Source organism: Persicobacter diffluens, assembly GCF_036244895.1.
In the GTDB taxonomy this organism is placed as follows: Bacteria; Bacteroidota; Bacteroidia; order Cytophagales; family Cyclobacteriaceae; genus Persicobacter; species Persicobacter diffluens.
On record NZ_BQKE01000002.1, the window covers coordinates 59,540 to 72,054 of the forward strand.

General features: G+C 39.8%; 11 protein-coding genes. 4 read left to right on the forward strand and 7 right to left on the reverse strand.

The annotated features are described in order from the left end of the window. Positions 1–391: 391 nt before the first annotated feature. The gene (locus tag AAA970_RS15195) at positions 392–814 is read right to left on the reverse strand and encodes a hypothetical protein (RefSeq protein ID WP_338237755.1); all 423 of its coding nucleotides are present in this window, start codon (positions 812–814) and stop codon (positions 392–394) included. Between the two features lie 724 nt (positions 815–1,538). Further along, positions 1,539–1,781 carry a hypothetical protein gene (locus AAA970_RS15200; protein ID WP_338237756.1) on the reverse strand — a complete coding sequence of 81 codons (243 nt, stop codon included), beginning with the start codon at positions 1,779–1,781 and terminating at the stop codon, positions 1,539–1,541. A gap of 612 nt (positions 1,782–2,393) precedes the next feature. Here AAA970_RS15200 and AAA970_RS15205 point away from each other — a divergent pair. Continuing rightward, positions 2,394–2,585: a hypothetical protein gene (locus AAA970_RS15205; RefSeq protein WP_338237757.1), complete on the forward strand. Its 192-nt coding sequence runs from the start codon at positions 2,394–2,396 to the stop codon at positions 2,583–2,585. Positions 2,586–3,058: 473 nt separating this feature from the next. Here the strand turns inward: AAA970_RS15205 and AAA970_RS15210 are convergent, their stop codons facing one another. From AAA970_RS15210 to AAA970_RS15230, 5 genes are all read right to left on the reverse strand, one after another. Next, a complete protein-coding gene (locus AAA970_RS15210; protein WP_060688125.1) occupies positions 3,059–4,273 on the reverse strand; it encodes a Bcr/CflA family efflux MFS transporter in 1,215 nt (404 codons plus the stop codon). Positions 4,274–4,427: 154 nt separating this feature from the next. After that, positions 4,428–5,027: a Crp/Fnr family transcriptional regulator gene (locus AAA970_RS15215; RefSeq protein WP_338237758.1), complete on the reverse strand. Its 600-nt coding sequence runs from the start codon at positions 5,025–5,027 to the stop codon at positions 4,428–4,430. An 8-nt stretch (positions 5,028–5,035) separates the two neighbouring features. Then, positions 5,036–5,485, reverse strand: a complete 450-nt coding sequence (locus AAA970_RS15220) for a transcriptional regulator, SarA/Rot family (RefSeq protein ID WP_060688123.1) — start codon at positions 5,483–5,485, stop codon at positions 5,036–5,038. Between the two features lie 611 nt (positions 5,486–6,096). Next, positions 6,097–6,579: a glutathione peroxidase gene (locus AAA970_RS15225; protein ID WP_338237759.1), complete on the reverse strand. Its 483-nt coding sequence runs from the start codon at positions 6,577–6,579 to the stop codon at positions 6,097–6,099. Between the two features lie 155 nt (positions 6,580–6,734). Further along, positions 6,735–7,268: a GNAT family N-acetyltransferase gene (locus AAA970_RS15230; protein WP_338237760.1), complete on the reverse strand. Its 534-nt coding sequence runs from the start codon at positions 7,266–7,268 to the stop codon at positions 6,735–6,737. 787 nt (positions 7,269–8,055) lie between these two features. Between AAA970_RS15230 and AAA970_RS15235 the strand changes: the two genes are divergently transcribed. The 3 genes from AAA970_RS15235 (at position 8,056) to AAA970_RS15245 (ending at position 12,302) form a co-directional block, all read left to right on the forward strand. Then, positions 8,056–9,033 carry a ribonucleotide-diphosphate reductase subunit beta gene (locus AAA970_RS15235; protein ID WP_338237761.1) on the forward strand — a complete coding sequence of 326 codons (978 nt, stop codon included), beginning with the start codon at positions 8,056–8,058 and terminating at the stop codon, positions 9,031–9,033. Positions 9,034–9,068: 35 nt separating this feature from the next. Continuing rightward, entirely contained in the window at positions 9,069–10,745 is a 1,677-nt protein-coding gene (locus tag AAA970_RS15240) for a ribonucleoside-diphosphate reductase subunit alpha (protein WP_338237762.1), read from the forward strand. Positions 10,746–11,156: 411 nt separating this feature from the next. Further along, entirely contained in the window at positions 11,157–12,302 is a 1,146-nt protein-coding gene (locus AAA970_RS15245) for a lycopene cyclase family protein (RefSeq protein WP_338237763.1), read from the forward strand. Positions 12,303–12,515 lie beyond the last annotated feature (213 nt).

Here is a 12,515-nt window from a genome sequence, read left to right on the forward strand (position 1 = left end):
CCTCTTAGCGAAATCATCCCACAAATTCTAATTTGAATAGCCTGAGCTTAACCCGAATTATATACCGCTGTATTTATTAGTCAATCGTAAGTGGCTTATTTTAAGCTTATTAAAACTTATTTTCTTTGAATTATAATTGCCCAAATTTGGGCAAGCTTGCTTTCTCCTCATTCATCTGTTTCGTTGGAATAAACTCGAAATAGGAAATTATTCCTTCATTTTTTCCGCCCTAAACCTAAACGAGGATTAAAGCATGAATAATCCGGGTTAAGAAAGCATCATTTGGTTGAGCGGATCACATGTTTTATTGGGCAATTTCCATCAACCCACCAGGCCTTTTCCGGGCAAAAAAAAGCCTCTATGGAGGCTTAAATAATTGATGAAAATGGTCTTATTGATTGTATAAGGCCAGTGCGGTTTTCAAATCTTGTTTGCTCATTCTTCCATTTAGGAAATGCTTTTGAACTTCAGGTTTGTCCGCAATTAAAGTCAGCACTTGCTCCTTGGAGGCTTTACTCAGGCCAAAGGGGCCAATATGGAGTGGGTATTGCTTGCCGCTTCTATCCTGTAGATTATAAACAATTTGATAGGAGGGAGCTCTTCGGGCATCCACTTGGATCGCCTGACTGATCAAAGAGAGTTCGCCTCCGGTATTTGCTCGAATGTAGCGATGCCCACCATGGCATTTTTGATACAGGTCACCACTCCAGTGTGCTTTGGTAGAAATGGTCTTTTGTTCATTTTGCCCTTCATGTGCGCCCATGCTGAAAAAGGGCAAGCTTATGAGTCCGAATAATAAAAAATAGCGTTTCATTTTGTCAAAGGTTAGGGGGTATGGTTTTTAATGTTCCGTCTCCATGTTATTTGGGGCGGAGTGTATTATTGGTCTAAAAATTTGGAATTAATCCCAATATCTGAAACTTTCTTCTAATTTCAACGCTATTGCGCTTTTTGAAGCTAATTTTCCGCCTTAAAAGATGATTAGAATTCAATAATAAAGGAGGGCGTGAAGCTGTCTTGATTTTCCAGGGGATCAGGAAGACTTTTTTTATTGTTGGTTTTCACGGATGGATATCTTCCACCCGGAGTGGAATTTTTGAATGGCGGGGGATTCGGAAAAGGTTTATTCAAACTAAAGAAAGGTGAGGGCCATTGGGCTGATTGCCCATTAAATTGCTTGGGAGCCTGATTGAACCCACGCCAGTTGATTGCAAATTCGAACTTATTGGAATCGAAAAGAAAATTTTGCCATAATGGCGCTGCTACTTTCTCCAAATAATCCTAATCGAATTATTCCGGCTTAAAACCGCCTTGAGCTGCAAGGCGGAAAAAGTGAAGCAATAGTTCCCAATTTTATTTTTTTCATCCGAAGCAAATGAAGAGAAGTAAGCAAACTCCTCCAAATGAGAGCGATGAAAAAATTAGTAATAAAAGAAACAATAGCAGATCATTTAATTTTGGAGTGGCTTGAGCTCGCTGAGATATATCGGCTTAAATGGCTTTCATTAAACTGCCATTTTTTACCTGTCAACATAAGATTAATTGTCATGAATCTTTAGGAAATGTTTTACCCAGGGGTCAATTTTGGAATCTTTGAACCAAACGACTTTCAGGATTTTTTCATCAGCATGAAACCTCCATATTTCAATAAAGGAATATTCTATACGGTATAGGGCAATGAGGTATTCGCCAAATTGTTTTTCGGTCACTAATATGCCATTAGCATGCACATATTCTGCTTGTTCAAGCGTGCTGAGGTGTTCGAGCTTCTGTAAATCCATAGTTTTAATTTTCCCAATTTAGTACAATAAGTAATCCCGCTTTACTGGCTTTTTTTGAACGCTCGTTTTGATTGTTTAACCTTAGCAGTATGCTGTAAACGATAACAATTAAGGATGACTGGCAATATTGGGAATAATTGATTTGACAACCAACAAAGGAAGGGCGCAGCGCGTCTTAACCCGAATTTTTCACCGCCAGTTTCAGGGGTTTGCTTTAAACAACTAATTATCAGTATCGTACATTTGTGTCGACTGATTTTTTAATAGCCCAAATTTGGGCAAGCTTGCTTTCTCTCTCCTCATTCAACTGCTTCGTTAGAAAAAACTCGAAATAGAAAACTATTCCTTCATTTTTCCGCCATGCAGCTAAACGAGGATTAAAGCATGAATAATCCGGGTAAAAATGGTATGACATCTTTGTTATTAGGGATTCTTATGATAAACTAATGCTTTTTTCAGGATGTTTCCTTGGGAAAATGAGGTTCTAATGCTTTTTGTGTCGTATACTAGCGTAGCTTTTCTTCTTATGAAGTTTTTTTGAATCCGGGATTTATTTGCTTGGCGGTTTTTATTTCATGGACTGTTGCAATAGGTGCCTACTAATTTTTTACAATGGAAAAGTCGTATTTAAAATATGCAAAGGAAGTGCTGCAAAAATTGCAGTTTGATCCCCAGTTATTTAATAAGGAAAAAGAGAAAATGAAGCTTTGGCTTCAGGAGGAGGATCAGCGAGATTTAGAGTATTGGGCGCAAAAGCAGTGGCCTTTGTGGAAGCCCGTGATGGTGGATTTAGGTCAGGATTAATCTAGGTCTTATTCTTTCGGTTAATAGATTCAAAATGAGGGGATTACCGATCGTCTCGTGATTGGATATAAAAGCAAGATTTCCCTAAGAAGAAATCTTGCTTGTTTAGTAAAAGAGGGAGCGTGTTTCAAAGTCATCCGGTATTGCTCCTTCCATGATTCAATTTTCGCACGGACTTTGGTTTTCTGGCAATTTCAATCAGCCGCTCTTAACCCCAATGATTCCTATTAGAGTCCTCATTTAGCTGTAAGGCGGAAAAAATGAAGGAATTTTCCTGTTTCAAGCTTTTTCCAATGAAGAGCATGAGTGCAGAGAAAGCATGTTCTCCACAATTTTCCTAATAAAATAAACAGCAATATCAATCGTAATGCGATGATAATAAGGTTTATAAGGGTCGGCTAAATCCAGCGGTGAATATTTATTTTTGGATTAGTTTTAGAAAATAAGCTCAAGTAAGGTTGAAAAAAACACGCTTAAACTTTGGCCAAAATTCCCTGAAATATTTGTTTGCTTTTGGTTCCCGGAGTCATGAAAAGGAAGATTAAATTGGCCAGGGCCGTACAGCCGAACATCACAATAAAAGGCGAGTGGATGGGATCATTACCCAACCAGGCCACAATTGCACCAGTAGTTGCTCCGATGGAAAATCGGGTAACGCCAAAAATGGAGTTGGCGGTTCCCGTGCTTTTGGGATAATAGGTCAGGAAACAACTATCAATATGGCCGTAAACAAATCCCAAAGACCCGATGAAGGCCATGTTGAGTCCGACAATGACCGCTAATGCAGGTGAAGGCGTCCATTGCGTGTATAGCAGTAAAAGCGAGCCCGCAACCAGATTGATGTACAATCCGGTACGTACGATTTGCTGACTGGAACGTCGGTCGATTAATCGTTGACTGAAACGACTCAGGAAGATCATAGTCATGACATTGGCTCCAAACAGCAAGGGAAAAATGGATTCTGAAGCTCCAAAATAATCCATATAGATGGAGGAGCTTTTGGTAATGAAGGTGAACATGCCGGCGGTGGCTAAGGCTCCGGAGAACATAAAGCCCAACCCATGGCGGCTTTTGAAAATATTAAGGTATCCCTGAATTATTTTTTTCAGATTCAGGCTTTTTGTCTCTGTAAGACTTTCCTTTACCTTAAATTTCATAATAAAGATTAAGCTGCCTGCATATAATACCAGGAAGGCAAAAATCAATTGCCATTCCCCTGCTTTGGCAATGAGGGCACCAACCATTGGTGCTGCCATAGGAGCAATCATCATAATGGAGGCCACGGTAGCGAGTATTTTGGCGCTGTCTTTTTTGTCAAACTGATCTTTCACAATGGCCGCTGAGTTTACAGTGACAAAACCACCTCCAACAGCCTGAATTGCCCTCATGAGATACATGATCTTTACACTAGGCGCGTAAATCATGCCCAGAGATGCCAACATAAAAGTACCCAAGCCAATAAGTACCACTGGTTTTCGGCCGTAATGATCGGAGAATAATCCACCGACTAACTGCCCGATGCCGAAGCCAATCAAAAAGATAGAAATCGTGACCTCAATATGTGCAATGCTGGTACCGAAATGTTGGGCTACCTGCGGAATGGACGGCAGATACATATCAATAGCAAAAGGCGCAAGTGCAGCCATGGCACTGAGCAAGACGATAAGTCCTCTTCTGGAGATTTGCATTAGGATTTATTTGGTTTTCTTCGGCAAAATTAGCTTGTTTTTTGCCCTGTAGCACTTAACAATTGTTAAGTTCGTGCCATAGGTTGTCAAATTTTCATTGGAGGAGCTGTAATGTGTTGAAATTCGTAAAGGATTTCAAAATGAATATTTCGGCTTATTTTTTTGGGTTGTTGTGATTTTCGAAGTAGCGCTTTTTTATCCGGGAAAAAGACACCGGCGTGATCCCCAAAAAAGAAGCCAGGTGATGTTGTGGAATTCTTTGGAAATAATGAGGATTATTTTTCATGAGCAGGGAAAAACGCTCATAAGGGGAAAGACTTTGATAAATATTTTTTTGATAAAATAATTGGCTCATTCTCTCCTGGTAGAACCGGCCAATGATTTTAGCAAAGACCGGGACCGTTTCGTAAAGGTGATCGAAGGTTTGTTTTTTAATCAGAAAGACTTCACTATCCTCCAGGGCTTCATAAAAAAGGATGGATTTTGAACCGGAATGGAAGGCATCAAAAGCAGTGAAAAGCCGGTTTTGGTGGATGAAGTAAACACTGATGTCTTTTTCCTCTGTGCGTTTGAAAACCCGGAATAATCCATGTTTCAGAAAATATAGCTTGTCGCAAATTTGAGATTCCTCCATCAAGTAGGCTCCGGCAGGCACTTTCACATACTGAAAAGCCTCCTGTATCTCATCCCAATGCGCCGGAAGGCCAGGGTCATATTGTAGAAAATAATTGTAGAGGATTTGCTTATGAGACATGAGGGGTTTTATTCTTCCGTGAGTTGGTTAATTAAAAGGTGAAGGTCTTGCTTTAGTCTCTTTAGTTCTTCCAGCTGGATACTACCGCAGCTCAGGCGTTCGCCAAGCTTGAGGGGGATTTCAGCTGCCGCTAATCTCATTTCTTGTCCGGCTGGGGTTAGGGAAATGATTACTTTACGCTCGTCCTCTTTTTGCCTCTTTCTTTCCAAAAGCCCCATTTTTTCCATTCGCTTTAATAATGGGGTCACGGTATTGGTATTCAGTATAAGCTTTTGGGCAATATCATTGACTGCAATGCCGTTGGATTCCCATAATACCATAAGCACCAGATATTGCGGATAAGTGATTTTGAGCTCATCTAAATAAGGTTGATATTCTCTAATCACCAATCTGGAGGCGGCATATAGTGGAAAACATAATTGATTTTCCAATTTAAGTTGATCGAAGTCTTTAGACATGATATTGAATTTAGCCTGCTAATTTCATTAATTTTATATTGAAAAACACGAATCCATAATGATAAAAAAAAATGAGTGCATTTTTGGAAGTGATCGTTTAGAGTTGATGTTTTGTTAAACCTGATAACAACTAAAAAAGAGGAGGAAGGTGAGGCCGGATTTTTCATGCTGAATCCTCGATTAACTGCCAAGCCGGAAGAATGAGGATAAAATGTCTTTTTTCGGCATTTTTCCAGTAAAGCAGCTAAAGGAGGAGTAAGTAGTTTTATCCAAATATGGGTAATTAAAAAAACAACAAAAAAAACGACGTTAAGGTATTGAAAATAAGCTTCTTGAGGGTCGTTGGCCCTGGGTTTCAAAGGTCGCGGCTAAATCGTTTCCCTTTATTCAGTCCCTTGCTGTTCAACAGGTCATCATTTCCCTGATTTTTTCAACGTTTCCTTTTATTTTTAAGCCAAAATTCGCAACGAAAACTTGAATGATTGTGGAAGCGATCCCCGATTATTTTGAGAGAATAGCAACGCTAATATGAGGAATTTATCCAAAATCGCTTCCAATAGTTCGAATTTGCAGCCGGTTGGTGGCCATTTTAACACCCTCTTATTAGGAGATTAGTTTAAGTATTTCAAAATATCCTTCTCCAGATTTTCGGGTTTTGAAGTCGGTGAGAAACGGTCCACTACCTGTCCTTCAGGACTAATCAGGAATTTGGTGAAATTCCATTTGATGCGTTTTCCAAACCAACCCCCTTGTTTTGATTTCATGTATTCGTATAAAGGATGCGTTTGCGGACCATTCACATCAATTTTGCTGAACATGGGGAAGGAAACGCCATAATTAATCAGACAGCCCTCTTGTATGTCCTGAGCATTGCCAGGTTCCTGATTGCCAAACTGATTGCAGGGAAAACCTAAAATCACCAAGCCACTATCTTTATGTTTTTGATAGAGTTTTTCCAAACCCTCATATTGGGGCGTAAGCCCGCACTTACTTGCGGTATTTACGACCAAAATGGTTTTGCCTTTATATTCCTCCATCGCAATTTCTTTGCCTTGAAGGGAGGTAGCTTTGAATTGATAAAATTTACTTGCCATTTTTAATGTCGTTATTGAATATGTCGTGAGCGATGTAAAATTCTGCATTTTTTCTCAAACAAGCAAATGACTATTCATGAAATCGATTTGTTTGCCCCCCTATTCAATTAGGTAAACTTTTTTGAAAGAATGGATTGCGCAAACTTTACCATGCGTCAGCAATCAATATTTTTTTGTGTGCCGTTGCCTTTGATTGGAATATCGGGTTGATCCTGAAGAAGCGGAGCTGGTGGATTTTCATAAACCTTAATCAGCATTTGATGCATAGGCTGCAGAGAATATTGCAATAATGAGATGGGCTCACCCGCAATTTTGAACTGGAGTTCTTTGTAAAACGGAATCAAATGGTGATGTGCATTTACGTTTATTTGTAGAAATCCTTTTTCCTTTCCATAATCAATCATTTTTTTGACGATTTCCCGGGCAAGTCCTTTTTTACGAAAATCTTTTTTTACCGCAATTCTGGATAGTAGTACTGATTTGTGACAAAGTTTTTCGAGCCTCGCAGTTGCGATGACTTTTTTATTCTGGGTAACTACCAGGTGGATGGCGGAAAGGTCCTTACCATCCTGATCCATTTGTTGGGGGATGCCTTGTTCCAGAGTGAAAACTTGATGCCTTAATGAAAAAATGGCTTGCTGGAGGGATTTGTCAATCCGCTCACAAATAAAGAAATGGAAGTTGTTCATGTAGGTTGGCCAAACAGATGATTGCGATTATTATAATACATTAATTGACGCATTTGTAAAAATCTCTGTTCCAGTTTTTTGCATAAATTTTAAAAAAACGAGCGGAATTTAAATTAATCCTTAAAAGATGACCGCTTAATCCGGATTATTCATGTTTAAAACGTGTAAAAAAGTGAAAATTCGCAGCGAAAATTTGAAGTAGCGAAAACCGATTACTTCAATTTCAACTTTTAAATTTCAGCGGTATGGTGCAATATTAACCGTACTGTGCCCGACAGTCATTCATTTTTTTACCGGCTTAAGCATTGATTTGTAAATGACTGGCTTGGCTGGCTTTTTTGCGATTATGATAGAGGTTTATTCGTAGCTAATAACGGTTTCGTATCGATTAGATTATTTTTTTATATTTATAACTTTTTAAATAAAAAATTACAAAATATTAATGCGAGTAATTGGCGGTGATTTTTCCGATAAAGAAATTAAAAAGCCCTGAAAACCATACGATTTTACTACGGAAACCCTTATCTCCGTTCATTTTTACACTTGACTATTATCACACTTTCAAGTTGTAAATTGCAGTTTTTCACGAAGTTTTTTCGGCGGTATTTTCACGCTTCGATCATTTACGATTTGCTTTAATATTATTTTTTTGGGGTCAAAATCTCCCCCTTTTTTCGCATTACATTTTACTTACCTTTGTTCTCCGGCTTCAGTAAAACTTCGGTTTTTTTGCCAGTAGCTCTGAGGCAAACGGACTATATTAATACCAAAAAATGCTTTTTTAGAAATGGGAATTTTTGACAAAAGAATCGCTTATAAACCTTTAGAATATCCTCAGGTACAGGAATTTATAGATGCATTGAACCAGACTTTTTGGGTGCATTCCGAAGTGGATTTCGCCGCTGATATTCAGGATTTTAAAGTGAATTTATCTGAAGTTGAAAAGTCGGCCATAAAGAATGCATTAAAGTCAATTGCGCAGGTAGAGGTGTCAGTTAAAATGTATTGGGGCAACCTGTACCAGCATTTGCCAAAGCCGGAATTCAATGGTTTGGGCTCCTCATTTGCCGAATGCGAATGGCGTCATTCGGAAGCCTATTCCCGTTTGCTTGATGTGATTGGAATTGGGGATGATGAGTTTGAAGCGTTCATCCACCGCGATGAAATCAAAGCGCGTTTATCGGTATTGAGTGAAAATATAAAATTGAAAGATGGTTACACCAGAAAGGACTTTTTAAAGTCTCTGGCCATTTTCGCTTTATTGGTCGAGAATGTATCCCTTTTCAGTCAGTTTGCCATTATTTTATCCTTCACTAAATTCAAGGGGCAGCTGAAGAATACGTCCAACATTATTGCCTGGACCTCAAAGGATGAGCAGATTCATGCCAATGCCGGCATCTGGCTTTTCAATGAAATCGTGAAGGAACATCCTGAATTAATCGATTCCGCTTTCCAGGAAGAAATCAGACAAATTGCCCTGGAATCGCTTCAGGTGGAAGATCAGATTTTGGATATGATTTTTGAAAAGGGCGAATTAAGCCATATCAGTAAATATGATTTGAAACAGTTCATGATTGCCAGAACAGCGAAAAGCCTGAGCGATATTGGAATTGATCATTTTATCCAGCCGGATGAGGCCGCAGCGCAGCGAATGCTGTGGTTTGAGGAGGAAGTATTTGCCAATACGCAGGATGATTTCTTTGCGAAACGGCCGGTGGATTATTCCAAACACAACCAGTCCATTACCGCGGACGACTTATTTTAAAACCACAACAAATAACCCTTATACACCTTATTTCGATGAAAATTACTGCAGAAAGAGCGCGTTTTGATTGGCTGACTGAAGAATCCCTGACCATGTTAAACCGGGGGTATTTGTTAGAAGGAGAGACGGTGGAAGATGCGGTTCGCCGTGTGGCCAATGCGGCTGGAGCTTATTATAAAAACACCCCGCTGGAGGGAGTGGAAGAAGTATTTTATGATTTGATCGCCTATGGATATATGTCTTTAGCTTCACCTGTATGGGCGAACATGGGCACTGAGCGAGGGCTTCCCATTTCATGCTTTGGCTCTTATGTTGGAGATTCGGTGGCGAGTATAGTGGACTGCCATTCGGAAGCTGCCATGATGTCAAAATTGGGTGGAGGAACTTCGGGCTATTTCGGGGATCTTCGTCCGCGTGGTGCGAAGATTAGTGGAAATGGCACTTCCAATGGGCCGGTCTCCTTTCTGAAAATGTATGATACCATGGTAAATGTGGTCTCGCAGGGCAATGTACGTCGTGGAGCTTTCGCGGCCTATATGAATGTGGACCATGCGGATATCGAAGAATTCCTGGAAATTAAGAGTATCGGGAATGATATTCAAAATCTTTTTTACGGGGTGACCATCTCCGATGAGTGGATGCAGTCCATGATTGGAGGAGATATGGACAAGCGCCGCGTGATGGCCAAAATCATTAAGTCTCGCCAGGAAAAGGGTCTGCCTTATCTGATGTTTTCCGATACGGTAAATAATAATACGGTGGAGGTGTATAAGGATAAAAATATGCGCATCCATAATTCCAATTTGTGCACGGAGATTGCGTTGCCGAACGGCTTGGATGAGTCTTTCGTGTGTTGTTTAGCTTCGGTGAATTTGGAGCGATGGGATGAAATCGAAGGAACGGATTATGTCAAATATATGATCTACTTCCTGGATGCGGTAATGGAGGAGTTTATTGTAAAATCCAAGGATCAGGATTTTCTGAAAAAGGCCAGAAAATTTGCCACCCGTCATCGGGCTTTAGGTTTAGGGGTTATGGGTTGGCATTCTTATTTGCAATTCCGCGATTTGCCTTTTGATTCCCTGTCTTCTACCATTTTGAATAAGAAGATTTGGAAAGAGATACAGGAGGAATCCTATGCTGGATCGGCTTATCTGGCGGAAATTTTAGGTGAGCCGGAAGTATTGGAAGGTTATGGTCGTAGAAATACCACTTTGAATACCATTGCTCCAACCACTTCCTCCGCCAGTATTTTAGGGCAGGTATCTCCGGGAATTGAGCCAGTGAACAGTAACTATTATACCGTCGGTTTAGCCAAAGGAAACTTTACCAGAAAAAATAAATATTTGGTGAAACTGCTTCAGGAGAAGGGAAAAGATACCGCTGAAGTCTGGAAAACCATTATGCTGAACGAAGGTTCTGTCCAGCAGTTGGATTTCCTGACCGAAGACGAAAAAGAAGTATTTAAAACCTTCAAAGAAATAAATCAGTATGCCATTGTGCAGCAGGCTGCGGATCGTCAGGAATTTATCGATCAGTCGCAATCAGTGAACCTGAATATTCCGCCAACGGCCTCTCCAAAGGAAGTAAATTCCCTGATTATTAATGCCTGGGAGAGCGGTGTGAAGACGCTGTACTACCAACGATCGCAGTCCGTGGCGCAAGGCTTGGCCAACACCATGAATGCAGAATGTTCTGCTTGCGCGGGATAAAAAATTAAGCCTAAGTAGGCTTATTGAAATCCTAATTTAACTGCAAGCCCTTAAAAATAAAGGGATTGGGTGTTGTTTTCGATCAAATTGTAGAATGGGGGAAAAAGGAAGCGCACCATTAGTAGGGCCATTAATAAATTAGGAAAGCACCCGCACGGTACTGAAGGTAAGCGGATTTACTTACTTTGTTAAGGCAGCGGCGGGTATTTGATTTGAATTAAGTTAGAGATAATAAGTTAAATTTCAGTGGTCAGTATTTTTTACTGACCTTTTTTTTTTGAAATTTATGATAAGACTTTAATACACGCTTTTAGAATAATCGTTCATCAATTCCATAATACTTCAAATTTCCCTTATAGATTTGGACTTTTAAATAGGCTCTTTTATTCCGGGTAATTTTAATATTCATTTATGTCGAAAGCTACTTATGATTTGATCTTTACCGGTCTGGGAATGGCCAATTTGTCATTGCTATATCGTGGTTATCAATCCGGGATTTTCAAGGGGAAAAGAATTTTGGCTATTGATAAAATCAGTGAACGCCAAAATGATAAAACCTGGTGTTTTTGGGCCAAAGATCCTGGTCCCTTTAAAGAGGTGATTTTTCGACAGTGGCAGGATTTGCATTTTTTTACACATAATCACCAACACTTGCCGCTTCAAACTGAGCATTACGCCTACCATATGATTCGGAGTATTGACTTCTATCATCATTGCCTTTTTTATTTGAGAAATTGTGCAGGTTTGGAGATAATAGAGGAAGAGGTTCTGGAAATTTTTCCCTTAGGTGCGGTAAGGACTAGTCACGGATACTATGAAGGGGAGTATGTGATCAACAGTATTTTTGAAAAACCGGAGATAAATCAAGAGGTGTGGCTTTGGCAGCATTTCAAAGGATGGACGATTAAGGTGGAGGAGCATTCACTTAAAGCAAATGAGGCCTATCTGATGGATTTTCGAACGGGGCAGGAAGAAGGTACTACTTTTTTTTACGTATTACCTTTTAGTAGAAATGAAATTTTCATAGAGTATACATTCTTTTCTCCCCATATATTGCCGAATGAAAAATATGATGATGGATTGACCTCATATATAAAAAATGTATTAGGAATAGAAAGCTATGAAATCCTACATACCGAATTCGGTGCTATACCTATGACGAATTTCCCATTCCTTCGTCAGCGAAAACGCATTTTAAATATCGGCAGTATAGGGGGAGATACCCGTGGGTCTACTGGATATACCTTTATGAATACCCAAAAAACCATTGATCGCATATTGTGGAATTATAAGCAGAATGGTTACCCATTTTTCAATAAAGAAGTAATAGGGCCCAGAGCCAAACTGTTTGACAGCACCATTCTTAAAGTGCTTCAGAGGAATCAGACGTATAACGGGGCGGCCATATTTGCTGATCTCTTCGCCAAAATTCCCGCTCATCAGATGTTCAAATTTTTGGATGCCGAAACCAATCTTTGGGAGGATTTGCAGGTCATGTGGGCAGTACAAGCTCGGCATTTTATGGGTCCTTTTGTATCGGCCATTTTGGGAAGGTAAGGGTGTGATGCGGGATTTTTTCAGGTAAAATACGTACATAAAATCATGCATGTGATCCATGCTGACGAGCCATCGAATAGAAATTACTATTGTAATCTATCTCGTGGTTTTTTGATAAGTTATGATTAGAAAGTAATATTTCAGAAAGATCACAAGGAGGCTTATCCCTTTGGAGGCGGAAGTCGGACTTATAGCCATTGGCGGAAGGTTAGA